This window comes from Xanthomonas sp. NCPPB 1638, assembly GCF_041475635.2.
Classification (GTDB): domain Bacteria; phylum Pseudomonadota; class Gammaproteobacteria; order Xanthomonadales; family Xanthomonadaceae; genus Xanthomonas; species Xanthomonas cucurbitae.
Window position 1 is genome coordinate 4,427,884 of record NZ_CM192984.1, and the last position, 23,982, is coordinate 4,451,865.

General features: G+C 66.1%; 24 protein-coding genes. 13 read left to right on the plus strand and 11 right to left on the minus strand.

The window, feature by feature from the left end; genetic code table 11:
* Positions 1–96 precede the first annotated feature (96 nt).
* A complete protein-coding gene (locus ACCQ13_RS19275) occupies positions 97–420 on the plus strand; it encodes a helix-turn-helix transcriptional regulator (RefSeq protein WP_159407791.1) in 324 nt (107 codons plus the stop codon).
* A gap of 4 nt (positions 421–424) precedes the next feature.
* Positions 425–1,690 (plus strand): type II toxin-antitoxin system HipA family toxin, encoded by a 1,266-nt coding sequence (locus ACCQ13_RS19280; RefSeq protein WP_274392009.1) that lies wholly within the window; start codon positions 425–427, stop codon positions 1,688–1,690.
* A gap of 143 nt (positions 1,691–1,833) precedes the next feature.
* On the opposite strand, the gene ACCQ13_RS19285 is transcribed toward ACCQ13_RS19280, so the two are convergent.
* Positions 1,834–2,523, minus strand: a complete 690-nt coding sequence (locus ACCQ13_RS19285; RefSeq protein WP_159407793.1) for a glutathione binding-like protein — start codon at positions 2,521–2,523, stop codon at positions 1,834–1,836.
* Between the two features lie 252 nt (positions 2,524–2,775).
* Here ACCQ13_RS19285 and ACCQ13_RS19290 point away from each other — a divergent pair, with 252 nt between their 5' ends.
* The 5 genes from ACCQ13_RS19290 to ACCQ13_RS19310 all read left to right on the plus strand — a co-directional run bounded on the left by ACCQ13_RS19290 (position 2,776) and on the right by ACCQ13_RS19310 (position 10,341).
* Entirely contained in the window at positions 2,776–5,790 is a 3,015-nt protein-coding gene (locus ACCQ13_RS19290) for a TonB-dependent receptor (protein WP_159407794.1), read from the plus strand.
* Positions 5,791–5,944: 154 nt separating this feature from the next.
* Positions 5,945–6,646: a SapC family protein gene (locus tag ACCQ13_RS19295; RefSeq protein WP_167526975.1), complete on the plus strand. Its 702-nt coding sequence runs from the start codon at positions 5,945–5,947 to the stop codon at positions 6,644–6,646.
* A complete protein-coding gene (locus ACCQ13_RS19300; RefSeq protein ID WP_159407795.1) occupies positions 6,636–7,649 on the plus strand; it encodes a cupin-like domain-containing protein in 1,014 nt (337 codons plus the stop codon). Before ACCQ13_RS19295 ends, ACCQ13_RS19300 begins: the two co-directional genes overlap by 11 nt.
* A gap of 9 nt (positions 7,650–7,658) precedes the next feature.
* Positions 7,659–9,203: a tryptophan halogenase family protein gene (locus ACCQ13_RS19305; protein WP_159407796.1), complete on the plus strand. Its 1,545-nt coding sequence runs from the start codon at positions 7,659–7,661 to the stop codon at positions 9,201–9,203.
* A gap of 130 nt (positions 9,204–9,333) precedes the next feature.
* The gene (locus ACCQ13_RS19310) at positions 9,334–10,341 is read left to right on the plus strand and encodes an energy transducer TonB (RefSeq protein ID WP_104601899.1); all 1,008 of its coding nucleotides are present in this window, start codon (positions 9,334–9,336) and stop codon (positions 10,339–10,341) included.
* A 499-nt stretch (positions 10,342–10,840) separates the two neighbouring features.
* Here the strand turns inward: ACCQ13_RS19310 and ACCQ13_RS19315 are convergent, their stop codons facing one another.
* The 6 genes from ACCQ13_RS19315 to ACCQ13_RS19340 form a co-directional block, all read right to left on the minus strand.
* Entirely contained in the window at positions 10,841–12,034 is a 1,194-nt protein-coding gene (locus ACCQ13_RS19315; RefSeq protein WP_104601900.1) for an ABC transporter permease, read from the minus strand.
* Entirely contained in the window at positions 12,031–12,777 is a 747-nt protein-coding gene (locus ACCQ13_RS19320) for an ABC transporter ATP-binding protein (protein WP_104601901.1), read from the minus strand. The genes ACCQ13_RS19315 and ACCQ13_RS19320 overlap by 4 nt, the downstream gene beginning before the upstream one ends.
* A 31-nt stretch (positions 12,778–12,808) precedes the next feature.
* On the minus strand, positions 12,809–14,365 hold the full coding sequence (locus ACCQ13_RS19325; protein WP_104601902.1) for an alpha/beta hydrolase: 1,557 nt from the start codon (positions 14,363–14,365) through the stop codon (positions 12,809–12,811).
* Between the two features lie 62 nt (positions 14,366–14,427).
* On the minus strand, positions 14,428–14,625 hold the full coding sequence (locus tag ACCQ13_RS19330; RefSeq protein WP_104601903.1) for a helix-turn-helix transcriptional regulator: 198 nt from the start codon (positions 14,623–14,625) through the stop codon (positions 14,428–14,430).
* A complete protein-coding gene (locus ACCQ13_RS19335; RefSeq protein WP_372372322.1) occupies positions 14,622–15,209 on the minus strand; it encodes a hypothetical protein in 588 nt (195 codons plus the stop codon). Before ACCQ13_RS19335 ends, ACCQ13_RS19330 begins: the two co-directional genes overlap by 4 nt.
* Before the next feature lie 453 nt (positions 15,210–15,662).
* The gene (locus tag ACCQ13_RS19340; protein WP_104601904.1) at positions 15,663–15,935 is read right to left on the minus strand and encodes a metal/formaldehyde-sensitive transcriptional repressor; all 273 of its coding nucleotides are present in this window, start codon (positions 15,933–15,935) and stop codon (positions 15,663–15,665) included.
* Positions 15,936–16,000: 65 nt separating this feature from the next.
* Between ACCQ13_RS19340 and dmeF the strand changes: the two genes are divergently transcribed.
* Positions 16,001–16,978: a CDF family Co(II)/Ni(II) efflux transporter DmeF gene (dmeF, locus tag ACCQ13_RS19345; RefSeq protein ID WP_104601905.1), complete on the plus strand. Its 978-nt coding sequence runs from the start codon at positions 16,001–16,003 to the stop codon at positions 16,976–16,978.
* An 88-nt stretch (positions 16,979–17,066) separates the two neighbouring features.
* Here the strand turns inward: dmeF and ACCQ13_RS19350 are convergent, their stop codons facing one another.
* On the minus strand, positions 17,067–17,789 hold the full coding sequence (locus ACCQ13_RS19350) for a ferredoxin--NADP reductase (protein WP_267313094.1): 723 nt from the start codon (positions 17,787–17,789) through the stop codon (positions 17,067–17,069).
* Positions 17,790–17,929: 140 nt separating this feature from the next.
* Between ACCQ13_RS19350 and ACCQ13_RS19355 the strand changes: the two genes are divergently transcribed.
* From ACCQ13_RS19355 to ACCQ13_RS19375, 5 genes are all read left to right on the plus strand, one after another.
* Complete coding sequence (locus ACCQ13_RS19355) at positions 17,930–18,925, plus strand: ABC transporter ATP-binding protein (RefSeq protein WP_104601907.1); 996 nt, start codon at positions 17,930–17,932, stop codon at positions 18,923–18,925.
* Positions 18,922–19,734: an ABC transporter permease gene (locus ACCQ13_RS19360; protein WP_208800418.1), complete on the plus strand. Its 813-nt coding sequence runs from the start codon at positions 18,922–18,924 to the stop codon at positions 19,732–19,734. The genes ACCQ13_RS19355 and ACCQ13_RS19360 overlap by 4 nt, the downstream gene beginning before the upstream one ends.
* Positions 19,698–20,486 (plus strand): DUF3800 domain-containing protein, encoded by a 789-nt coding sequence (locus tag ACCQ13_RS19365; protein WP_104601909.1) that lies wholly within the window; start codon positions 19,698–19,700, stop codon positions 20,484–20,486. The genes ACCQ13_RS19360 and ACCQ13_RS19365 overlap by 37 nt, the downstream gene beginning before the upstream one ends.
* 115 nt (positions 20,487–20,601) lie before the next feature.
* Entirely contained in the window at positions 20,602–21,540 is a 939-nt protein-coding gene (panE, locus tag ACCQ13_RS19370) for a 2-dehydropantoate 2-reductase (RefSeq protein ID WP_159407798.1), read from the plus strand.
* Positions 21,541–21,795: 255 nt separating this feature from the next.
* Entirely contained in the window at positions 21,796–22,311 is a 516-nt protein-coding gene (locus ACCQ13_RS19375; protein ID WP_104601911.1) for a hypothetical protein, read from the plus strand.
* A gap of 6 nt (positions 22,312–22,317) precedes the next feature.
* Here ACCQ13_RS19375 and ACCQ13_RS19380 read toward each other — a convergent pair whose 3' ends face one another.
* From ACCQ13_RS19380 to ACCQ13_RS19390, 3 genes are all read right to left on the minus strand, one after another.
* Positions 22,318–22,725 (minus strand): acyl-CoA thioesterase, encoded by a 408-nt coding sequence (locus ACCQ13_RS19380; protein ID WP_159407799.1) that lies wholly within the window; start codon positions 22,723–22,725, stop codon positions 22,318–22,320.
* A 256-nt stretch (positions 22,726–22,981) separates the two neighbouring features.
* Entirely contained in the window at positions 22,982–23,308 is a 327-nt protein-coding gene (locus ACCQ13_RS19385; protein ID WP_104601913.1) for a thioredoxin family protein, read from the minus strand.
* Positions 23,280–23,774, minus strand: coding sequence for a flavodoxin (locus ACCQ13_RS19390; RefSeq protein WP_104601914.1), 495 nt, complete (start codon positions 23,772–23,774; stop codon positions 23,280–23,282). Before ACCQ13_RS19390 ends, ACCQ13_RS19385 begins: the two co-directional genes overlap by 29 nt.
* Positions 23,775–23,982: the final 208 nt, after the last annotated feature.

The following is a 23,982-nucleotide window of genomic DNA, read 5'->3' on the forward strand; positions in this document are numbered from 1 at the left end:
CCGTTCGGTTGGCTCATGGCGTGCTCATCGCCTCCAACTGGCAGAAAATTTCTTAAATGATATGCTTCTTCCTAATTCATATAGTTTATGAAATTTATGCGCCGTCTCGAGACTGCCTACGCCACCTCTGCCAGCCAGCAAACCGCGCAGCACTTGGCCACACTGGTGAAGAATGCCCGGATTGCGCGTGGCTGGTCCCAGCTGAACCTGGCCGAGCGCGCCCGGATCAGCCCCGCCACCATGAGCCGTATCGAACAAGGCAACCTAGGCGCCTCCCTGGGTACCTGGTTGGCGGTATTCGAGCGGCTGGGGCTGCTGGCCAAATTCGCCCAGCTGAGCGATCCCGCGTCCGAGGCGATCCTCGATAGCACGCGCGCCAAGCGCCCGTTGCGCTCCAATACCCCCGACATGGATTTCTAAAGGCATGCCCTATGTCTTCGTGCATCTGCCCGGCGAAACGACCGCCGTCCCTGCCGGACTGGTGACGCTGTTCGAGCAGGGCATCCAGCTGCAGGCCTCGCGGTTCGCCTATGGCCGGCGCTACCGGGACCGGAACGCGCCGGCGGCGATCGCCGTCGATCCGGTCTCCCTGCCATTGGCCGATGCCGCTGGCGACCAGGTGCCGATCAACGGCCTGCCCCTGTTCGGTGCCCTGCGCGATGCCACTCCCGACGACTGGGGCCGGCGGGTGATCGAGAACCGGCTGGGGGTTCCCGCCAACGGGCTGCCCGAATCGCAGTACCTGCTGTTGGCCGGGAGCAACCGGGTTGGCGCGCTCGACGTGCGGCCCGCGTTGGACAGCACGCCGGACACTGCAGGCATGCCGGCGGCGATCGACCTGCAATACCTGGTGGCCGCCGCCGAGCGAGTGGAGCAAGGGCTGCCGGTGCCGAAAGCACTGGAGAACTATCTAGTCGGGGCCCCTTCCCTGGGCGGGGCGCGACCGAAAGCCACCATCGCCCATGACGCGCGTGAATGGATCGCCAAGTTCCCCTCCGTGCGCGACAGGTTCGACGTGCCCAGCGTGGAGCGGGCCACCCTGGAACTAGCACGGCGTGCAGGGCTGTCCGTTCCCGAAACCGCGTTGCAGACCTTGGCCGATGGCCGGCACGTCATGCTGATCGAACGTTTCGACCGGAGGCCTGTGGCTGGCGGAATGGGGCGCCGGCACACGGTCAGCGCCCTCACGATGCTGGGGCTCTCCGAACAGCAGTCCCCGGACGCGCGCTATGCGCAGATCGTCCGCGTGATCGAAGACCGGGCGACCGATGGCCAGGTGGCAGCGCAGCGCGAGGAACTGTTCGCCCGCATGGTGTTCAACATCCTGGTCAGCAACGATGACGATCACCTGCGCAACCACGCCTTCGTCCACGACGATGGCGCATGGAACCTGAGCCCACTGTACGACGTCGTGCCCAAGCCGCAGGTCGGCAGCGAGCGGACGCTGCACCTCGGGGTGGGGCCCAGGGGGCGATGGGCCACGCTGGACAACGCTCTGGCCGGCCATGGCGACTTCGGACTCAACCAGCAGCGGGCGGCCAGGTTGATTGATCGCGTCGCAGCTGCGGTGCGTGTGTGGCGCGAGGTGTTCGAGGAGCTGGGCGTGTCGGAGAAGGACTGCACGTTGGTGAAAACCGCCTTCCGGCGTGCCGCCGATGTGGGCATGCGCGAAGTGGAACGCCATCTGTAAGCGACCGCCGGCCGTCGGCCCACGACACCTCACCTCATGCAGGCGGTGCTGGGCGGGCAAGCGCCGCGTTGCACTGCACACGCATGCCTCTGCCGACGCAGCGCGCCAGCACTGCGTCGGGCCTTCGCCCGACGCGAACTGCCTCAGCGCTTGCCGAACAGGTGCTTGCGCTCTTCATCGCTGAGCGGCTTGCCGGCGTTGTGGTTGACCTTCTCTTTGAGGGCATACGCGCGCTGGGTGGCCGGGCGGGCGGCGATGGCGTCGTGCCAGCGCTGCAGATGCGGGAAGGCGGCATAGTCGGGCTTGAGGTCGCCATACACCTCGATCCAGGGGTAGCTGGCCATGTCGGCGATGCCGTAGTCGGCTCCGGCCAGGAACGCGTGCTCGGCCAGACGCTTGTCGAGCACGCCGTGCAGGCGGCGGACCTCGGCGTTATACCGCTCGACCGCATAGGGAATCTTCTCCGGGGCGTAGACATTGAAGTGTCCCATCTGGCCGCTCATCGGGCCCAAACCGCCCATCTGCCAGAACAGCCACTCCAGCGCGGCGATACGGCCACGCGCATCGCGCGGCAGGAAGCGGCCAGTCTTCTCGGCCAGATACAGCAGGATCGCGCCGGACTCGAACACGCTCTGCGGCGGTCCGCCGTCGGCAGGCGCATGGTCGACGATGGCCGGCATCTTGTTGTTGGGCGAGATCTGCAGGAACGCCGGCTCGAACTGCGCCCCCTTGCCGATATCGACCGGCTTGACGGTGTAGTCCAGCCCGGCCTCCTCCAGCAACAGGGTGACTTTGTGGCCATTGGGGGTAGGCCAGTAGTACAGATCGATCATGGTGCGCTCCGGTGGGTCACGGGGCGACGCCCAACGGCGCCGGCTGCCCACGATGGTAAGACCGCCGGGGTGGCGGACGGGCGCACCCACCGGGCTGGGCTCTGAAACACTGTGTGGCACCAGTGACTCGCGCCCGATGCTGCATTGCAAGTTGACTTTGTTAAGCCAGCGGTCACAAATGCGCGATTGTTTGACGACCTTCACCTGTCCCGGACCGGGATCGGTGTTCTTTGCCCCGGGGAATGAATCATCGTGAAAGAACTACGCACCCTGCCGCGCACGCGGCGCTTGACGTCTGCCTTGCTGTTTGCATTGTCGGCTCCGCTGGCGGCACAGACCGCTCCAGCGCCGCAATCGGCGTCTACCGTGCCAGGTTCCAGCCAGTCCGACCCGGCTACCCTCGACACCGTCCAGGTCAGCGGCATCCGCGGCAGCCTCACCTCGTCGATGAACGTCAAGCGCGATGCGCAAGGCATCGTCGACGGCATCGTGGCCGAGGACATCGGCAAGTTCCCCGACACCAACCTGGCTGAATCGCTGCAGCGCATCAGCGGCGTGTCGATCGATCGATCGCTGGGCGAAGGCTCGCGCGTGACCGTGCGCGGCGTCGGCCCGGACTTCAACCTGGTGCTGTTGAACGGCCGCCAGATGCCCGGCGCCAGCATCGAGGAATCCAACGCTTCCAACTCGCGCGCGTTCGACTTCGCCAACCTGGCGTCCGAGTCGATCTCCGGCATCGAGGTGTTCAAGACCAGCCGCGCCAGCACGCCCACCGGCGGCATCGGCGCCACCATCAACATCAAGACCACCCGTCCGTTGGACAATCCCGGCCTGCACGCCAATGTCGGCATCAAGGGGGTGCACGATGCGTCCAACGAGAACCTGCCCGGCCGCCTGCAGGGCGACTCACTGACGCCGGAAATCTCCGGCATCTTCAGCACCACCTCGGCCGACGGCCGTTTCGGCGTGGCGGTGACCGGCAGTTACCAGGAACGCGACTTCGGCTACAGCCAGGTCGGCGTGCCCAACGGCTGGCGTGCGTTCCGTGGCGATTCCACCGCCTACGGCACCATTCCGCAGCCCGGTGCGCCGGGTTCGGAGAACATCGTCAACCGCCCCGGCCCGAACGATATCTACTCGGTGCCGCAGAACCTCAACTACCGCGTGGTCGGCGTGGAGCGCCAGCGCACCAACGGCCAGTTGACGCTGCAGTACAAGCCGCTGGACAACATCACCACCACGCTGGATTACACCTACTCGGAAAACAAGATCCAGCAGCAGCGCAACGAAATGTCGGTGTGGTTCAACTATGGCCCGTCGGCCAGCGCCTGGACCAATGGCCCGGTGGCCGGCCCGATCACCTATTCGGAAATCGTCAATCCGCCCACCAGCGACCTGGCCACCGCCGGCTCCAACGCGGCCACCCGCGCCCAGAACAAGTCGCTGGGCTTCAACGTGGATTGGGCGGTGAACGACCAGTTCAAGCTCAACTTCGACATCCACCGCTCCACCGCCGAAGCCGGCCCCGACAGCCCGTACGGGTCGAGCAACTCGCTGGGCGTGTCCGGTTTCTACCGCGGCACCTCGGTGGTGGATTTCAGCAAGGATTTCCCGGTGCTGCAGCAGCAGCTGGGCGCCGGCCTGACCGGGCTGGACCCGTCGCGCACGTTGGTCACCGGCTCGGCGTTCCGCAACAGCTACATGAAGTCGGAGATCGACCAGGCCCAGGTCAACGGCGACTTCACCTTCGAAAACTATTCGCAGTTGAAGTTCGGCATCGGCAGCACCGAGGTCAAGAACCGCTCGGCGTTCTCCAACGTGCAGCGCGATACCTGGGGTGGCAACGGCACGGCGGCCGATTATCCGGACGACCTGTGGATTCCCAGCACGTTTACGCAGTACTTCGATGCGATCAACGGCAGCGGCAATCCGGCGCAGTTCAACCAGCTGTTCCTGTTCGACTTCGAGCGCGCACGTCAGGCCGCTGCCCGGGCCGCCGGCGATGAAGCGCTGTACCGCACCTCGCCGATCTACAACACCGACCGCCGCGTCACCGAAAAGTCCAAGAACGCCTACCTGCAATGGGGCAACAGCTGGGACGATCTGCGCGTGCCGATCAGCCTGGCGGCCGGCGTGCGTTACGAAGAAACCAAGGTGGGCGCGCAGGCGCTGGTGCCGGTGGCGGTGGGCATCGACTGGGTGGCCAACAACGAGTTGCCGATCCGGCTGGCCAACTCGGCGTTTTCCGGGGCCAGCGGCAAGTACGAATACTGGCTGCCCAGCCTGGACCTGAGCTTCAAGCTCACCGAAGACCTGGTGCTGCGCGGCAGCTATGGCGAAACCATCGGCCGTCCCGGCTGGGGCGACATCCAGGGCGGGCAGACGCTCAACCAGATCGCACGCATCGAAGGTGGTACCGGCCAGGAAGGCAATCCCGGCCTCAAGCCGCTGCTGTCGCACAATATCGACCTGTCGCTGGAGTGGTACTACAGCGACGCCAGCTACGCCTCGGTCGGTTTCTTCCGCAAGAACATCGACAACTACGTCGGCGTGACCACCCGCAACGATGCCTCGTTGGGTCTGAACACGCCGATCGGCGGCGCGTACTGGAACCAAGCCCTGGCCAATAGCTGCGCCACGGCCGACCTGACCTGCATCCGCAACTACATCTTCCGCAACTTCAACGGCCAGCCGGGTGTGGTGCGTGGGACCGACGACGCCAATGGCAATGCCACCGGCGTCATCAGCGGGCGGCCGGGCGACCCGGTGGCCAACTTCGCCATCACCGCGCCGGCCAACCAGCGCTCGGCCTCGCTGGACGGTTGGGAATTCAACGTCCAGCACATGTTCGGCGAAAGCGGCTTCGGCGTCTCGGCCAACTACACCAAGGTCGATTCCGGGCTGACCTACGACAACGCAGTGATCGACGAGCAGTTCGCGCTGGAAGGCCTGAGCGATTCGGCCAACGTGGTCGGCTTCTACGACAAGGGTCCGTGGCAGGTCCGTGCCGCCTACAACTGGCGCGACCAATTCCTGGCCGCGCGGTTCGATGGCAGCGGCCAGCCCAACCCGGTCTATACCGAAGCCTATGGTCAGCTGGACCTCAACATCGGCTACCAGTGGAACGAGAATCTGTCGCTGAGCCTGGAGGCGATCAACCTCAACGATGCGGTACAGCGCCAGCACGGCCGTCATCCGAACCAGATCGTCTTTGCCACCCAGACCGGCCCGCGTTACATGCTGGGTCTGCGCTACAAGTTCTGGTGATGTGAGGCGATACCAGGCGTCCCGGCCGCGTGGCTGCCGGGGCGCTGTGCCAGCCTTCGTGTGCAAGTGCCGGATGCAGTGCGTCCGGCACTTGCCTGGCGAAAGGCAACTGGCCGAGCATGGGCCTCGCGCCCCCGCGTAGTAGGGTTGCCCCATGAACAATGCCGTGTTGTTGAACAATCTCGATCACCACGATCTGCGCGTGATTACCGCCCATGGCGCCGCCTATGGCGACAACGTGATGTCGGCGGCGACCTTTCCGCAAGAATTCCGCCAGTTGCAGGCGCAGTACCCGATCGTCTTCCACCGCAGCAGCGAGGGGCGGTTCCAGCCATTGGCCCTGCTGGGCTTGCGGCTGGGCGAGAACCTGTTCCTGGACGGCGCGCGCTGGGATGCGCCCTACGTGCCGCTGGCGATCCAACGCCAACCATTCTTGATCGGCCAGCAACCGGAGGGGCCGATGGTGCATGTGGATATGGACAGCCCGCGCCTGAGCAGGCACGACGGCGAGCCACTGTTCCGCGAGCATGGCGGCACCACCGCCTTTCTCGATCACATCAGCCAGCTGTTGCGCACCCTGCACGACGGCCTGGCGGCCAGCGATGCCTTCGTCGAGCGCGCACAGCGCTACGAACTGCTGGAACCGTTCGTGTTCGAAGCCACACTGGACAATGGCCTGGACTGCCGCCTGGCCGGTCTGTACACCGTGCATGAAGAGCGCCTGCGTGCGCTCGGCAATACCGCGCTGCTGGACCTGCACCGCCACGGCGATCTGGAGCCGCTGTACATGGCGGTCGCTTCGATTGCGCAATTGCGTCATTTGCTCGAACGCCTCAACCGCCGCCATGCCGGCTGAGCCGCGCGCCATCGACGAACGCCATGGCCTGGCTGCGCAGCAGCTGGATCCGGCGCTGCTGCGCTCGACCACGCCGCTGGTGCTGCGCGGGCTGGTGCGTGACTGGCCGCTGGCCCGCGCCGGCGCGCAGTCCGCACAGGCCGCCGCCGCCTACCTGCGCGGCTTCGACCGCGGCGAGGCGGTGGTGGCGCAGGTCGGCCCGCCGGAGATCGGCGGGCGCTTCTTCTACAACGCGGACCTGAGCGGATTCAATTTCCGCCCTGAGCGCGTGCCGCTGGGCGTGGTGCTGGACACGCTGCTGCGCGACCTGGACAACGCCCAGCCGCCGGCGATCTATGTCGGCTCCACCACGCTGGACACCTACCTGCCCGGCCTGCGTGCGGCCAACCCGATCGCGCTGCCGCAGGCCGAGCCGCTGGGCAGCATCTGGATCGGCAACCGCACCCGCATCGCCGCCCACCAGGACCTGCCGGACAACCTGGCCTGCGTGGTCGCCGGCCGCCGTCGCTTCACCCTGTTTCCGCCGGACCAGTTGGCCAATCTCTACATCGGCCCGCTGGATCTCACCCCGGCCGGGCAGCCGATCAGCCTGGTGGACATCACCGCGCCGGATCTGCAGCGCTTTCCGCGCTATGCCCAGGCGCTGGAGCACGCGGTGTTGGCCGAACTGGAGCCGGGCGATGCGCTGTTCATCCCCAGCATGTGGTGGCATCACGTCCAGGCGCTGGACGGCTTCAACGTGCTGGTGAATTTCTGGTGGCGGCAAAGCCCGGCCTACATGGATTCGCCGATGAACGCGCTGATGCTGGCGCTGCTCACCGTGCGCGACCTGCCACCCGAACAGCGCGCCACCTGGCAGGAGGTGTTCCGCCACTACGTGTTCGAGCCGGATGCGCACACCGCCGCACACGTGCCCGAGACCGCGCGCGGGGTGCTGGCGCCAATGGACGACAGCCGTGCCCGCACCCTGCGCGCACGGCTGCTGCAACGTTTGAATCGCTGAGGATTGCCGATGGACCCTGCCCCCGCTTCCGATCCACGCCAGCGCCCGGTGCGGCGCGTGGTCATCGCCGGTGGCGGTACCGCCGGCTGGATGGCCGCCGCCGCCCTGTCCAAGCTGCTCGGCCGGCAGCTGCAGATCACCCTGGTGGAATCGGACGAGATCGGCACCGTGGGCGTGGGCGAAGCCACCATCCCCAGCCTGGTCACCTTCCACCGCCTGCTGGAGATCGACGAGGCCGCCTTCATGGCCGCCACCCAGGCCACCTTCAAGCTCGGTATCGCCTTCGATCACTGGCGCGACGTGGACAGGCACTACATCCACTCCTTCGGCCACACCGGCACCGATCACTGGAGCGCCGGCTTCCACCACTTCTGGCTGAAAGGCCAGCAGCGCGGGGTGGCGCGCGACTTCGGTGACTACTGCCTGGAACTGCGCGCCGCCCAGGACGGGCGTTTCGCGCACCTGCCCAATGGCGGCATGAACTATGCCTACCACCTGGATGCGGGGCTGTACGCGCGTTTCCTGCGCCGCTTCAGCGAAGGCTTCGGGGTGCAGCGCATCGAGGGGCGTATCGGCCAGGTCGAAACCGACCCGGAGAGCGGCTTCCTCACCGCACTGACGCTGCAGGACGGCACCCGCGTGGAAGGCGACCTGTTCATCGATTGCACCGGCTTTGCCGGGCTGCTGATCGGCAAGACGCTGGGCGTGGGCAGCGAAGACTGGTCGCAGTGGCTGTTCGCCGACAGCGCGCTGGCGGTGCAGACCGAATCGGTAGGCCCGCCGGTGACCTACACCCGCGCGCGCGCCGACCAGGCCGGCTGGATGTGGCGCATTCCGCTGCAGCACCGGGTGGGCAACGGCATCGTCTATTCCAGCCGCTACACCGACCAGGACAGCGCCCGGGCGGTGCTGGAGCGCAACCTGCAGGGACGCGCGCTGACCGAGCCGCGCGCGTTGCGCTTCACTCCCAACCAGCGCCACCGCGTGTGGGAAAAGAACTGCGTGGCGCTGGGCCTGGCCAGCGGCTTCCTGGAGCCGATCGAATCCACCAACATCCACCTGATCCAGCGCGGCATCGTGCGCCTGCTGCAGACCTTTCCGCAGGTCATCCACCCGGTGGACATTTCCGAATACAACCGCCAGGCCGCCGACGAGATTGCCCATATCCGCGATTTCGTGATCCTGCACTACCACGCCACCGATCGCCGCGACACGCCGTTCTGGCGCGATTGCGCGGCCATGGACATCCCCGACACGCTGCGTCACCGGATCGCGTTGTTCCGCGAGAGCGGGCGGGTGTTCCATCGCGCCAACGAGTTGTTCGCGGAAAATTCCTGGGTGCAGGTATTGCTGGGCCAGGGCATCATCCCCCGCCAGCACCATCCGGTGGCCGACCTGATGGGCGATGCCGAGCTGGGCCAGTTCCTGCAGGGCATCCGCAGCCGGGTGGACAGCGCGTTGGTGCGGCTGCCGGCGCATGCGGACTTCCTGCAACGCTACTGCCCTGCCCCGCCGCCGCTGGGGGCGGCAACACCGGCCAGCCCGGCGCGATGAAATCGACCTGCGCCCGACGCAAGGCTTGGCTTCCACCGCCCCAGCAATGCTAGATTGCGGCTTTGCCGTCCACTGCGGGAACAGGGGCCGGCGCTCACCGCAGCTTTCGCACTCGGGGTAAGGGGGACGCATGTTGGATCTGACACAGGGCCGTATGGCACGCCGGATCGCGCCGGTCATTTTGCTGGTCGGCCTGGCCGCCTGCTCCAAGCAGGAAGACAAGGCCGCCACCACCGCCGCCACACCTGCCGCGCCTGCCGCCGCACCGGCACCGACGCCGGCCACCGCAGTCTCGCCGCAGGTGCAGTCGATGGGCGCCGACCAATTGCGCGAATCGGCCACCAAGGCGCTACAGGACAACCGCATGTACGCCCCGGCCGGCGACAACGCGGTGGAGTACTACCTGGCACTGCGCGAGAAGCAGCCGCAGGACGCCACCGTCAACAGCGCATTGACCGACCTGCTGCCGTACACCCTGATCGCCGCCGAACAGGGCATCAGCCGGGAAGAGTTTCCCGAAGCGCAGCGCCTGATCGCGCTGATCGAAAAGGTCGACCCCAAGGCACCGGCACTGCCGCGCCTGAAGAGCGGCCTGGACACCGCCATGAAGACCGCCGCCAGTCGGTCGGAGCAGGACGCCGAGCAGGCCAAGAAGCTGGCCGACGACAAGCTCAAGCAGGCCGCCGAACAGAAGCGCCTGGCCGAGCAGCAATCGCGCGAGGCTGCCGCTGCCCAGCAGATTGCCGCGCAACAGGAAACCGCCCGTCAGCAGGCGGCCGAAGCCGAGCGCCAGGCGGCCGCCAAACGGCCTGCCGAACCGGCAACGCCGACAGCCGCCGCACCGCGCCCGGCACCGGCCGCTGCTGCCGCTGCACCGGCAGCGCAATCGTTGCGCGCGATCAGCACCCCGGCACCGCGTTACCCGGCCGAAGCGCTGCGTGCCGGCACCTCCGGCGAAGTGCTGGTGGAGATCACCGTCGGCACCGACGGCTCGATCACCGCCTCGCGCGTGCTGCGTGCCAACCCGCCGCGCGTCTTCGATCGCGAAGCGCTCAATGCCGTGAAGCGCTGGCGCTTCGAACCGGTGGCCGCACCAGTGACCACCCGCCGCACGCTGTCGTTCAACCCGGGCAGTTGATGCAGCACCAAGCCCGACACGCCCTCGTAGGAGCGGCCCAGGCCGCGAGGGCGTTACCGGTATCCCTAACGCGCCGTTGCTATCGGTAGTCCCCCATCGCGGCCGGGTCCGCTCCTACGTGGTTGGTCGAGCGGCTGATGGCCGAGCACAGCCTGCGGCATCCAATCCCAACGCTCCTGTAGGAGCGGCCCAGGCCGCGAGGGCGTTACCCGTATCCCTAACGCGCCGTTGCTATCGGTAATGCCCCATCGCGGCCGGGTCCGCTCCTACGTCGTCGGTCGAGCGGCTGATGACCAAGCGCAAGCTGCGGCATCCCAATCCCCACCGCACCTGTAGGAGCGGCCCAGGCCGCGAGGGCGTTGCCCGTATCCGTAACGCGCCGTTGCTATCGGTAATGCCCCATCGCGGCCGGGTCCGCTCCTACGTGGTCGGTCGAGCGGCTGGGCGTTAGGTCGGAGACTGGAGACCTGCGGCGAACCACGGGTTGATCGAAAAACGCTTATCCCGAAATCGCCAAACGTTCCTGGTGGTAACGACGCACCGCTGCATACCACAGCACGGCCGCCACGCCGAAGCCGGCCAGCAGATACACCGCCCAGGTCTGCGCAGTGATGGTCTCGTGGCGGATCACCTTGAGCAGCATCTGGTTCTGCGCCAGGAACGGGACCGCGAAGTGCCACAGCTGGGTCTTCAGCGGATACGCCATCAATGCATAGCCCGGCAACATCGGCAGCAACAGCAACCAGGTCATGTGCGCCTGGGCCTCTTTCATGCTCTTGGCCGCAGCGGCCAGATAGGTCAGCAACGAGGTCCCCACGAACAGCATCGGCACCAGGATGAACAGCATCTGCAGCATCGGCACGAAGCCGACATTGAGCTGGCGCCCCATGTTGGAGGTGGACAACTGCGCGCTGAGCTTGAACGCCAGCAAGGTGAGCAGCAACGACACCATGCCGATCACGCAGGCGGCGGCGATCTTGCCGCTGACGATCGCACCGCGTGGGGCAGGCGTAGCCAACAGGGGTTCCAGCGACTGGCGTTCGCGCTCGCCGGCGGTGGCGTCCAGGATCAACGAGGCGCCGCCCAGGAACGAGGTGATCACCAGCAGCACCGGCAACAGCATCGCCATGACCTGGCCGCGCTTGGCATCGGCGGTGGCCAGGTCCTGCGCAGCCACTTCCAGCGGCCTGCCCACCTGCGCATCGATGCCGCGCGCCAGCAGGCGCAGGGCCCCCACCTGTTGGCTGTAGGCACTCAATGCCGCCTGCAGGCGCAGGCTCGGTACGTCGGCTTCGCGGCGGGTGCTGTCCTTGATGACCTCCACCAGCGCCGGACGCCCTTCGCGCCAGTCCTGCGCGTAGCTGTCGCTGATGCGCAGCGCCACATCCACATCCTGGTTGCGAATGGCCGCGGTCATATCGGCCGGCGGCGCAACGGCGTTGAGCCCCTGCGCGGCCAGGAAGCGCACCAGATTCGGAGCGTGTTCGCGACCGAGCGTGGGAATGTCCAGCGGCTTGTCGATCTGGGTGCGCACGCGGCTTTCGCTCAAGGCGCCCATGCCGAGGATCAGGATCGGATACAGCAACGGTGACAGCAGCAAGGCCAGTGCCAGCGTGCGGCGGTCGCGCGCGATATCGCGTAATTCCTTGCGCAACACCGTCCACCATGTGGCCAAAGGGGATGTCTTGCTCATGCGTGCAACCCCTCTTCCGATCCGATCGCCTTGACGAAGGCGTCTTCGAGATTGTCTTCACCAGTGGACGCGCGCAGTTCGTCGGCGCTGCCGGAGGCCACCACCGTGCCCTTGGCGACGATGACGATGCGATCGCACAGCGCCGCCACCTCCTGCATGATGTGGCTGGAAAAGATCACACAGCGCCCTTCGGCACGCAGCTGCTGCAGGAATCCACGCATGGCGCGCGTGGTCATCACGTCCAGGCCGTTGGTGGGTTCGTCCAGAATCACGTTGCGCGGGTCGTGCACCAGCGCCCGCGCAATCGCGGTCTTGGTGCGCTGGCCCTGGCTGAAGCCTTCGGTCTGGCGGTCGAGGATGTCGTCCATGTCCAGCGCGCCGGCCAGCAGCTGCGTGCGCTGGACGATCTGCGCACGCGTCATGCCGTGCAGCTCGCCGAAGTAGGCGATGTTCTCGCGTGCAGTCAGCCGCTTGTACACACCGCGCGCATCCGGCAGCACGCCCAGCGCACGGCGCACCGTCACCGGGTCGCGCGCGGCATCCGCGCCATCGACGGTGACACGCCCCTGGTCGGGTGACATCAGCGTGTACAGCATGCGCAAGGTGGTGGTCTTGCCGGCACCGTTGGGCCCGAGCAGGCCGGTGATCTGGCCATCGGCGGCGCTGAAACTGACCCCGTCGACCGCCTTCACCACGCCGGTCTTGGTCTTGAACGATTTGTGCAGGTTATCGACGACGATCATGCGTGCGCCTCCGTGGCGTGCTCGATGCGGCTCATGGTTCCCATCCATTGAACGAGGTGAAGGCGGGGACGGCGGAAAGATCGGCCACGCAGCGCGTGTCCAGCGCGCGCGCGTTGGTGCTTTCCAGAAACTGGGCCATCAGCTTGGGCATGCAGCCCAGTGCCATGACGCTGTGGCCCTGGCCGGGCGCCACCAGATGCCGACCGTTCGGCAAGCCCTTGAGCACCACCTCGGCATAGCGGGGCGGCGTCACCGGGTCCAGTTGACCGGACAGCAACAGCGCCGGTACCTGCGAGCGCAGCGGCGCAGTGAAGTCGGCGGCGCGCTTGCCGGTGGGCCACACCGGGCAGGCGGCAAACACGCTGCGCGGCACTTCCTCGCCCAGCAACAGCGGCTGGTGCGCCGGGCTCGGACGATAGCGATCCGCGTCCTCGGCGCACACCACCGACCATTGCATCGGTTGGTTGATCTGCATGTCCATGTGCGACAGCGCCATCAACGGCGCGTAACGCCCGGCGGCCGCTTCATCCAGCACCAGCGGCAGCAATGCCGCGCTTTGTGGCGCATAGGAGAACATGAAGGCCAGGCCGATCACCGCATCGGCGGTCACCCGATCGCGCTTGACCGCATTAGTCCGCAGATCGCGGTAGTCCACTTCCGGCGACTCCTTGCGTAGCCGCTCCATGAGGGTGCGCAGCTGCACGCGCACATCGGTGGGAAAGCGCGCATGGCATGCCGGATTGGCGCGGCACTGCTCGGCCTGCAGCGTGAGCGCATCTTCGAAGGTCCGTGCGAACTCGCCACTGATGACCAGGTCGCTGGGGGCAACCCCATCGAGCACGATCGCCCGCGTGTGCGAGGGATAGCGCCGGGCATAGTGCTGCGCAACGCGCGTGCCATAGGAGACGCCGACCAGATCGATCTGCGGCACGCCCAGGGCCGCCCTGACTGCATCCAGATCGCCGATCGCCTCGGCGGTGGTGTAGTAGCGTGGATCGGTAGAGGCGCTCAGCGACAGCGCGCACTGGCGCACGTAGGTCAGCATCGCCTCCGGATTGGAGGAGATCTCCGCCTGCAGCGGCGTGCCGTCGGCATGTTCGCAGCGCAGCGGATGCGAGCCGCCGGTACCGCGTTGATCGACCAGGATGATGTCGCGCTTCTTGCGCACTTCACGCAGCGCGGCCGCAGCAATGGCCGAGACCTCGGTTGCCGATTGCCCTGGCCCGCCGGCGATGAAGAACACCGGGTCCTGCGTCGTGCCACCGCCGGCGTCGCTTTCCAGCCAGGCGATCTTCAACGCGATCTGCCGCCCCTGCGGGGCAGCCGGATTTTCCGCCACCTGCAGTTGTGCGCATTGCGCCTCGATGTTTCCTGCGGCGCTGCCGGAGCTGAGCGTGCAGGGTACGAACTGCAGGCGGCCATAGTGATTGCCGGCAATCGTGGCAGCCGGCGTGGCGGCGCTGCGCGGTTGCCCACTGCCGGGTGCGGATGCATCGGTCTTGCCGGTCGTGGGCGCTTGCGCGCGCTGGCATCCGGCCGCCAGCAACGCCGCCAGCAATGCCGCGGCCAGCGTCAGTTGTCTTCCCATTCCACCTCTCCTAGTGCCTGTTCGCTGACGATGCTGCCGGCCGCGTGTGACTGCCGCAGCGACTACCCTTCTTCATACAGAAACACCTGCTCGATCGGCTCGCCAAACAGGCGTGCGATGCGAAACGCCAGTGGCAGGCTGGGATCGTACTTGCCGGTTTCCAGCGCATTGATGGTCTGCCGCGAGACACCCAGCTGTTCGGCCAGTTCGCCTTGGGACCAGCCCTTGGCCTCGCGTAATGCACGCACACGGCTGTTCATTGATAGCGGCGTGCGTTGATGGCCTTGGTAAATCCATAGGTCATGCACAGCGCCGGAAACACCCAGATCATCGCCGCCGCTGCCGGCACTGCGATCAACTGCGCCGATTGCAGGAAGCCGGCAGTCATATAGACCATGCTGACCAGGCCAGCCGCAATGGCAATCGACTCCAGCTCGATGCGGCGTTGCATTTCATCCGAATCGCGCACGAAGCGCGCCACCGCGCGGATCACCAGCATCAACAGCAACGCAGGCAGCAGCGCAATCAGCACCCGCATCGCATTGGTCTGCACGCCGGCCAGCAACTGCCTCCAGCACAGCATCACCGCGACATAGCCCAGCATCGGCGGCGCAAACTCCTTGCGGTAGCGACGCACCAGCGCAGGCGGCGCGCTGTCGCGCAGGCTGTCGCGCCCCACATGGAGCATCAAGGCCACCAGCAAACCGCCGATGCCGCAGCCAATCAGCAAACCCTGGGTATAGTCGCTCATCTGCCACCGCAACCAACGCTGCGCCCCTCCCAGCAGGATCAGCACGACACTGGCGACCTGCAGCACACGCACCGCCACCGTTTTTGCGCTCACCGTGCACCAGCCGACGCAAAGCGCGCCCTTGGCGGTGATGCGGGCGGCTGCACGGCCGCGCCCGGAATTGCACTGCGGCACTCCTGCGCGGGGACAAGCGATCTGTTCCAGCCGTTTTTCACCCTGCACCCCTGTGTCAAGCTTCCTTGACACACAGCGTGCGCGCCGATGCAGGCCATGTCAAGCATCCTTTACATCGATTTCAGGGTTGCCGCTGCCGCCGAAGAGCGAACGCCGGCATCCGGCAACACCAGGCCACACCCCTGACCCATGTGCGCAGCAAGCGTCTGAAGCCGGACGTGGCCCATGCATTGCACAGCGTCCCCAGCCACAAAACTACATGGCCCGCAGGCCACCAGGGCGCCTGCCGACGCGCGCTGGCGTGTCGATCGCGCGTGCAACAGCGCGCAAGCATGCGATGACGCGCGCACCGCTGCCACCCTGTGCTGCGGCTTACTTCAGGTAGGTCTTGAGGATGGCCGCGATATCGTCCACGGCCAGCTCGCGGTCGGCCAGCGCCGGCGGCGTGGCGACGTGGTGCTTCAGATGTTCGCTGAGCAGCTCCACCATCAAGCCCTGCGCTGCGCCACGAAACGCGGCGACCTGGGTCAGCAGTGCCGTGCAGTCCACGTCCTGCACCAAGGCCTTTTCCAGACCCTCCACCTGCCCCCGGATCCTGCGCACGCGCGCCAGCAACCGGGATTTGTCGTGATTCAGATGCGCCATCGCTATATACCCCATGGGGGTATCTGAGATACCCTGTGGGGGTATCCTAGTCCGAGCGCTTGCCCATGTCGATCACCCAGGCCGCACCCCACTGCGCGCAGTCGCACCGCTTTGCCAGCGCCAACCCCCTGGCCGAACGCAGTACCCGCAAGGCCGTCATCCTGACCGTGGCGATGATGGTGGTGGAAATCGTCGGCGGCTGGACCCTCAATTCCATGGCCCTGCTCGCCGATGGCTGGCATATGAGCTCGCACGCGCTGGCGCTGGGCCTGGCCTTGTTCGCCTACCGCTTCGCGCGCCGGCATGCCACCGATGCGCGCTTCACCTTCGGCACCTGGAAGGTGGAAGTGCTGGGTGGCTACACCAGCGCGCTGCTGCTGTTGGGCGTGGCCGGGCTGATGACCTTCCAGTCGGTGGAGCGGCTATTCGCGCCGCAACCGGTGCAGTACCAGGAGGCCACCGTCATCGCCGTGATCGGTTTGCTGGTCAATCTGCTGTGCGCGTGGTGGTTGCGCAACTCCCACGACCATGCGCACGGTCACCATCATGGGCATGACCATGGGCAGACGCACGACGGACATGCGCATGCCCACCAGCACGACGGGCATGCCGACCTGAACCTGCGCGCGGCCCATCTGCACGTCGTGGCCGATGCCGCCACCTCGGTGCTGGCCATCGTCGCCCTGGTCGCCGGCATGCATTGGGGGCTGACCTGGCTGGACCCGCTCATGGGCATCGTCGGGGCGGTGCTGGTCACCGTGTGGGCCTGGGGGCTGCTGCGCAGTACCGGCAGGGTGCTGCTGGATGCGGAAATGGACGCGCCGGTGGTGGCGGAAGTGAAGCAGGTCATCGCCGCGTTCCCGCAGCCCATCGCCCTTGCCGACCTGCATGTCTGGCGCGTCGGCAGTGACCGCTATGCCTGCGTGGTGAGCGTGGTCAGCACGGCGCAGATCGACGCGGACGCGGTGCGCAGGGCGTTGCAGATCCACGAAGAGCTGGTGCACATCACGGTGGAAGTGCAGCACGCGGCGGCACTGGTGTAGCGCGACGACGGCGTGGCCGCCTGCCAACAGGCAGGCGGTGCATCAACACCAGGCGCCCGGCGCATCGCACGGCGCCTGGTGCGCCTGCTCAGGTCTTCGACGGCGCCGAACTGACGTATTTTTCGCGGCGGATCTGCGCATTCGGCAGGCCGGCGGCCTTCAGCGCCTCGGCGCAGGCGTCCACCATGTCCGGGTTGCCACACAGGTAGGCGATGTCGGTCGATGCATCGGGGGCGATCTCGGCCAGGTGCTGCTGCACATAGCCATGACGCACGTCGGCATGCGCCGGGGCGGGCAGCTCGCGCGAAAGGCACGGCAGGTAGCGGAACTGCGGGTGCGCCTGGGCGAAGGCGCGGAAGTCATCGCCATACAGCAGCTCGGCCGGCGTCCGTGCACCTTGCAGCAACACCACCTGCACGCTGCGGCTGGCGATCGCCTCGGCCAGCAACGGCAGCATCGAACGGTACGGGGTGACGCCGGTACCGGTGGCGATCAGCACGTAGCGCTGGTTGTGGTCGCCCGCCTGCAGGCAGAAGCGGCCATACGGCCCGCTGGCCTGCAGCGGGTCGCCGATCTCCAGGCCTTCGAACAGCGCCGTAGCCGAGCCGCCGGGCACGAAGCTCACCGCAATGTCCACCGCCTCGCCCGGTCCCAGCGCATGGTCGTGGATGGTAGCCAGCGAATAGCTGCGCTTGGTCGGGGTGCCATCGGCAGCGGCGAAATGGATCTGGATGAACTGCCCGGGCTGGAAATCCAGCGGCTGGCCGTCATCGCGCACGAACTGGCAGTGGGCCACGGTGGGCGCGAGCATGCGCCGGTCGACAAGCTTGAGGGGGAATTGAACGGGCACGAACGTATTTGGCACAGTCTGTGATCGGGGCAAGCCCCCACGGGCTTCTATAATAGCGGCTGCAACTCGCTGCGCCGTGACCCCGGCGCGAAGGATCCTGCTTGACGCTTCCCTCTCCCGGTACGCCCGCGCTGCGCGTGTGCGACCTGCGCAAGACCTACGACAACGGCACCCAGGCGCTCAAGGGGGTGTCGCTGGACGTGGAGCCCGGCGACTTCTTCGCCCTGCTCGGCCCCAACGGTGCGGGCAAATCCACCTTGATCGGCATCATCAGCTCGTTGGTGAATCTATCCGGCGGGCAGGTGGAGGTCTTCGGCACCGACCTGGTCGCCCATCGCAGCGAGGCGATGCGCCTGATCGGCCTGGTGCCGCAGGAAATCAACTTCAACCTGTTCGAAAAACCCTTCGATATCCTGGTCAATTACGCCGGTTTCTATGGCATGCCACGCAGCGAAGCCGAGGCGCTGGCCGAAGTGGAACTGCGCCGCGCGCATCTGTGGGAAAAGGCCCAGGTGATGAGCCGCACGCTGTCCGGCGGCATGAAGCGGCGGCTGATGATCGCCCGCGCCATGATGACCCAGCCGCGCCTGCTGATCCTGGACGAACCCACCGCCGGGGTGGACATCGAGATCCGCCGCGACATGTGGCGCGTGCTCAAGGACATCAATGCCTCCGGCACCACGATTATCCTGACCACCCATTACCTGGAAGAGGCCGAGCACCTGTGCCGCAACCTGGCCATCATCAACCACGGCCAGATCGTCACCCAGGGCCCGATGCGCCAGCTACTGGCCAGGCTCGACGTGGAAGGTTTCCTGTTCGATATCGACGGTGAACTGCCTGCCCAGTTGCCGGCCATCGAAGGCACCACGCTCACCGCCATCGACGGCCACACGCTGGATCTGGACATGCCGCGCGCGATGGACCTCAACCGCGTGTTCGCCGCACTGGGCGATGCCGGCATCCGGGTGCGCTCGATGCGCACCAAGAGCAACCGGCTGGAAGAATTGTTCGTTCGCCTGACCGGGCCCGGCGAGAGTCCTGCCGCCCCGGCCCCTGCTGCAGCGGCGCCCGCGCGCCCGGCAGGTCACCCATGAGTCCTTCGGAGCCGTCGATGCCCGCCACGCCCGCAACACCCCGCCAGCGCAACTGGATCGCGCTGGGCACCATCGTGCGCCGCGAAGTGCAGCGCATCCTGCGCATCTGGGGCCAGACCCTGGTGCCGCCGGCCATCACCATGACGCTGTACTTTTTGATCTTCGGCGGGCTGATCGGCTCGCGCGTGGGCCAGATGGGCGGCTACAGCTACATGCAGTTCATCGTGCCGGGCCTGGTGATGATGAGCGTGATCCAGAACAGCTACGGCAATATCTCCTCGAGCTTCTTCGGCGCCAAGTTCGGCCGCCACGTGGAAGAGCTGCTGGTCAGCCCGATGCCCAACTGGGTGATCCTGTGGGGCTATGTGGCCGGTGCGGTGCTGCGCGGCGTGATGGTGGGCGCCATCGTGCTGGTCATCGCCATGTTCTTCACCCCGGTACGCATTCCACACCCGATCGTGACGCTGACCACGGTGCTGCTGGGCGCGACCATCTTCTCGCTGGCCGGCTTCGTCAACGCGGTGTACGCCAAGAAGTTCGACGACGTGGCGATTGTGCCCACCTTCATCCTGACCCCGCTGACCTACCTGGGCGGCGTGTTCTATTCGGTGAAGCTGCTGCCCGGCTGGGCCGAGGCGGCCACGCATGCCAACCCGATCTTCTACATGGTCAACGCCTTCCGCTACGGCCTGCTCGGCAGCTCCGACGTCCCGATCTGGGTGGCCTACACGCTGATGCTGGGCTTTGTCGCGGCACTCAGCACATTGGCGCTGTGGCTGCTGCGGCGTGGTGTGGGGTTGCGGAGCTGAGCGTGCAGTTCAGCGACTACATCGTGTTCGTGGATGAAAGCGGCGACCATGGGATGGCCAACATCGATCCGGCCTTTCCATTGTTCGTGCTGTCGTGCTGCCTGACCAGCAAGCGCGATTACATGGCTGCAGTGATACCTGCGATTCAACAGATCAAGTTCGCGACATTCGGCCACGATGCGGTGGTGTTGCATGAACGTGAGATACGTCGGGATTCTGCTCCGTTTTCGGTATTGCGTGATCGCGATAGGAAGCAGGCGTTCATCGATGCGCTGACAGACGCGTTGGCGTCCGCACCGATGACGATCTTCGCCACTGTGATCGACAAGCGCCGTCTTCAGGATCGCCAACGTGGTGAAAACCCCTATGAAGTCTCGATGCGTTTCTGCCTTGAGCGGATGTACTACAAACTCAACAAGCAGGGCCAGGTCACGCAATGCGGCGCGCCACTGACCACGCACGTCCTGTGCGAGGCGCGCGGACATAATGAGGATCAGGATCTGGAATTGGCATTTCGCCGAATCTGTGGCGGCGACAACTTTTCTGGTGTCGAACTGCCATTCGATCCGGTGATCTGCGACAAGAAAAGCAACGCGATCGGGCTTCAACTTGCAGACCTGATCGCTCGCCCCATCGGGATGCGTCAGCTGCGGCCGGAGCAGCCAAATCGCGCCTGGCAGGTCATCGAGCAGAAACTCGACAAGGATGCGACAGGCCGTTACCTGGGTTATGGGCTGAAGTGTTTCCCCTAAACAAAAGGCCCCGGCGAGTCCGCCAGAGCCTGATGCCGACCGAGAATCCCCGATCCGGTTGCAACCGTAGCACAGCGCCCGGCACCCACCAACTATCACACTGAACGGAGATCCTATGCGCATCCTCATCCTCGGCGCCGGCGGTACCGGCGGCTATTTCGGCGGGCGGCTGGCGCAGGCCGGTGTGGACGTCACCTTCCTGGTGCGCGATGCACGCGCGGCGCAGTTGCAGGCCGATGGCCTGCGCATCCGCAGCCCGCTGGGCGATGCGCAGGTGCCGGTGGCGCACGTCACCGCGCGGGACTTGCCTGCCCTGGTAGCGCAGCAGCCATTCGATCTGGTGATCCTCAGCTGCAAGGCCTATGACCTGGACAGCGCGCGCGAGGCGATTGCGCCGGCGGTCGGCGAGCACACCACCGTGTTGCCCATCCTCAACGGCCTGCGCCATTACGCGGCACTGGACGAACGCTTCGGCGCAGCGCGGGTGCTGGGCGGGCTGTGCTTCATCAGCGCGACCAAGGGCGAGCACGGCGAGATCGTGCACCTGGGCAAGCCGGCATCGCTGACGTTCGGCGAGCGCGATGGCAGTGGAGATTCTTCGCGGGTGCAGGCCTTCGCTGCGGCCTGCGCGCAGGCCGGCATCGACTACGTGGCCAGCAAGCAGATCGCGCAGGAGCAGTGGAACAAGTACAGCTTTCTCACTGCGCTGGCCGCGGCCACCTGCCTGATGCGCGCACCGGTCGGGGCGATCGTGGCCACCGACGATGGCCGCGCCCTCATCAATGGCCTGTACAACGAATGCCTGTGGGCCGCCGATGCGGCCGGCCAGCCGATTCCGGAAGGCGCGCGTGCCAAGGCGCTGCAGACGCTGTTGCAGGTGGATTCGCCAGTGAAGGCATCGATGCTGCGCGATCTGGAAGCCGGCCAGGATGTGGAAGCGGCGCAGATCGTCGGCGACATGCTGGCGCGCGTGCGCGAGACCGGGCGCAATGCACCGCTGCTGATGGCCGCCAACGTGCACCTGCAGGCGTATCAGGTGTTGCGGCATAGCTGATCGGTATGGCGGGCGACCGTGCGCATGCATCGCCCCCCCATCCGCCCTTCGGGCAGCTTCCCCCGCACGCGGGGGAAGGCATTAGTGGCTAGCGCAGCATTCCACCAGATCGCCTAACCGTTGCAGATCCTTCTCCCGCATGCGGGAGAAGGTGGCGCAAAGCGCCGGATGAGGGCACGCCGGGTTGGCACAACCTTCGCGCGGCCGCGACGTCACGCACACGATGCTCTGCATCCCTTCCCTGCCGCGCCTGCCATGAAGCTGCTCAGCCACCTGTTCCGTGCCGGTCATTTCGTGATCCTGGCGTTCTTCGTGCTATGCGCGGCAGGCCTGGTGGCGATGGCCGGGCTGGAGTTGTGGCACGGCTTCACGCCCGGTGGCGACATGGTGGTACGCGACCGCTTCAACGTGGTGCTGGAAGCCATTGGCCTGCTCACCGTGGCCTTGGTGACGCTGGAGCTGGGGCAGACCATCTTCGAAGAAGAGATCCTGCGCGACGTCAAGGTCAGCGGGCCCACGCGCGTGCGCCGCTACCTGTCGCGGTTTTTCGTGGTGATCGTGATCGCGCTGGCGATCGAAACGCTGGTATCGATCTTCGAGCTGATGCACTCCGACCCGGCCAAGCTGCCGTATGCCGCCGCAGTCGGGTTATGTGCGGCACTGCTGCTGATCGCCTGGGGCGTGTTCGTCAAACTCAATCGCAGCGCCGAAGAACTGGAACCCGAAGCGATGGAGGAAACCAAGCGCGAGGACCGCGAGGTGCAGGAATGAGCCAGGTCAGTCGCTGGAGTGCGGCAGCGGTGCCACGGCCGTAGGCTTGCCATCGGCATCCAGTGCGATCATCACAAAGTGGCCGCGCGTGCACAGCTCGCGCGCGCCGCTGAGCAGGTCTTCGGCGATCAGTTCCACTTCCACCTTGATCGAGCTGCGGCCCACCGACACCACGCGCGCGATGGTTTCCACCATCTGCCCCTGCCGGATCGGCAGCTTGAAATCCACCTGGTCCGAACGCGCGGTCACCACGGCGCGCCGCGCATAGCGCGAAGCGGCCAGGAACGCGGCCTTGTCCATCCACGCCAGTGCCTGGCCACCGAACAAGGTGCCCATGTGGTTGGTGTGATTGGGGAACACGATCTCGGCCATGCGGGCTTCGGTCGGTGGGTGGGTCTGGGAGCTGTCCGACATGAGGGTGTCCATTGGGGGTGGGGTGATCGATGCGTGCGGACGCAATTGCAGCAGTAGCGCCGCCGGGAAGCCGCGTATTGGACGCAGCGGCGTGCGCGAGAGCGCAGTGGAGTCGAACGTTCTACGTCAGCCGGCGGGCGTGGCGATGATCCATGGCACGACCTGGTGCGATGGGGTTTATCGGTAACGCCGTCGCGGCCGGGTCCGCTCCTACGGCAATCTTGTGCGCGTCGGCATTTGCAGGCCGACCGGTGATTCAGAGGCTGGTCTTGACTGCGGTTTCCACCTGCGCCGGGGATTGGAAACCGGGCAGGCGCGCCACTTCCGCGCCATCGCGGTACAGCGCCAGGGTCGGGGTCTGGCGCAGGCCCAGGTCGCGGAAGAATTCCTCGCCAACCACTTCCAGCTTGACCTTCAATAAGGCCACACCATTGGCGGCGTCGCTGTTGGCGAACTTGTCCAGCGACATGTCGAGCATGCGGCAGCCGGGGCAGTTGTCCTTGTAGTAGTCGACCAGCAAGCGCGGATGCGCGGCCAAGGCGGCGGTGTAGTCGTCAGGGGTAGAGGCGTGGAGCGTCTGCATGGGGGAGGTTCTCGAACGGTGTATCGGTGAGGGCAAGGATGTGATCGGTCCAGCGCTGGATCTTGGTGGCGTCGCGTTCGCCGTGGGGCATCTGTTCGATTTCCAGCCGCGGGTAGCGCGTACCGAAGAACGCAGCCATGCGCCGGGCTGCACCGCAATAGTTCTCCTCGCCCCACTGCGTCTCGCCAGTGCCGAATACTGCCAGGCGTTCCGGCTTGCCGACCGCGGCAACGAGCTGTTCGATGAAGCGCTTCATCTCCGCCGGCGTGCGCCCGGCGTTGATGCTCCAGCTGCCGAGGATGTAGAGATCGTGCTCGGCACCATCCGGGCACGCCTGCGCCAGCGTCTGGATGTCGGCATCGATCCAGGTGACCGCGTGGCCAAGTTCCTCGCAGCGCGCACGGATCGCACGCGCGACATCGCGGGTGTTGCCGCTGAGCGATGTGTGGGCGAGGAGGATGTGCATTTGCTCAATGATTAACAGATTCAGGAAAATTAAATAACAAAAACAATGGGTTGCGGCTTTCTTCGCCGTTTGGAGCTTCTTGACACCGCGGCACAGTGCCAGGCGCACTTGACTCTAACGTTGGCTGAGCTAAGCTCCGCCTCGAGTTCACTGCCTATCGGCTTTGAACCTATCGAGGTCTCGGCCGCTGAACCCGCGTAGCGAATCA

Coding starts and splice junctions, on each gene's coding strand:
- ACCQ13_RS19280 (WP_274392009.1), top strand. CDS start 425: ATGCCCTATGTCTTCGTGCATCTGCCCGGCGAAACGACCGCCGTCCCT.
- ACCQ13_RS19380 (WP_159407799.1), bottom strand. CDS start 22,725: ATGTCGGACAGCTCCCAGACCCACCCACCGACCGAAGCCCGCATGGCC.
- ACCQ13_RS19295 (WP_167526975.1), top strand. CDS start 5,945: ATGAACAATGCCGTGTTGTTGAACAATCTCGATCACCACGATCTGCGC.
- ACCQ13_RS19375 (WP_104601911.1), top strand. CDS start 21,796: ATGAAGCTGCTCAGCCACCTGTTCCGTGCCGGTCATTTCGTGATCCTG.
- ACCQ13_RS19325 (WP_104601902.1), bottom strand. CDS start 14,365: ATGGGAAGACAACTGACGCTGGCCGCGGCATTGCTGGCGGCGTTGCTG.
- ACCQ13_RS19320 (WP_104601901.1), bottom strand. CDS start 12,777: ATGATCGTCGTCGATAACCTGCACAAATCGTTCAAGACCAAGACCGGC.
- panE (WP_159407798.1), top strand. CDS start 20,602: ATGCGCATCCTCATCCTCGGCGCCGGCGGTACCGGCGGCTATTTCGGC.
- ACCQ13_RS19330 (WP_104601903.1), bottom strand. CDS start 14,625: ATGAACAGCCGTGTGCGTGCATTACGCGAGGCCAAGGGCTGGTCCCAA.
- ACCQ13_RS19350 (WP_267313094.1), bottom strand. CDS start 17,789: ATGCTCGCGCCCACCGTGGCCCACTGCCAGTTCGTGCGCGATGACGGC.
- ACCQ13_RS19285 (WP_159407793.1), bottom strand. CDS start 2,523: ATGATCGATCTGTACTACTGGCCTACCCCCAATGGCCACAAAGTCACC.
- ACCQ13_RS19390 (WP_104601914.1), bottom strand. CDS start 23,774: ATGCACATCCTCCTCGCCCACACATCGCTCAGCGGCAACACCCGCGAT.
- ACCQ13_RS19315 (WP_104601900.1), bottom strand. CDS start 12,034: ATGAGCAAGACATCCCCTTTGGCCACATGGTGGACGGTGTTGCGCAAG.
- ACCQ13_RS19300 (WP_159407795.1), top strand. CDS start 6,636: ATGCCGGCTGAGCCGCGCGCCATCGACGAACGCCATGGCCTGGCTGCG.
- ACCQ13_RS19305 (WP_159407796.1), top strand. CDS start 7,659: ATGGACCCTGCCCCCGCTTCCGATCCACGCCAGCGCCCGGTGCGGCGC.
- ACCQ13_RS19340 (WP_104601904.1), bottom strand. CDS start 15,935: ATGGCGCATCTGAATCACGACAAATCCCGGTTGCTGGCGCGCGTGCGC.
- ACCQ13_RS19310 (WP_104601899.1), top strand. CDS start 9,334: ATGTTGGATCTGACACAGGGCCGTATGGCACGCCGGATCGCGCCGGTC.
- dmeF (WP_104601905.1), top strand. CDS start 16,001: ATGTCGATCACCCAGGCCGCACCCCACTGCGCGCAGTCGCACCGCTTT.
- ACCQ13_RS19360 (WP_208800418.1), top strand. CDS start 18,922: ATGAGTCCTTCGGAGCCGTCGATGCCCGCCACGCCCGCAACACCCCGC.
- ACCQ13_RS19385 (WP_104601913.1), bottom strand. CDS start 23,308: ATGCAGACGCTCCACGCCTCTACCCCTGACGACTACACCGCCGCCTTG.
- ACCQ13_RS19275 (WP_159407791.1), top strand. CDS start 97: ATGCGCCGTCTCGAGACTGCCTACGCCACCTCTGCCAGCCAGCAAACC.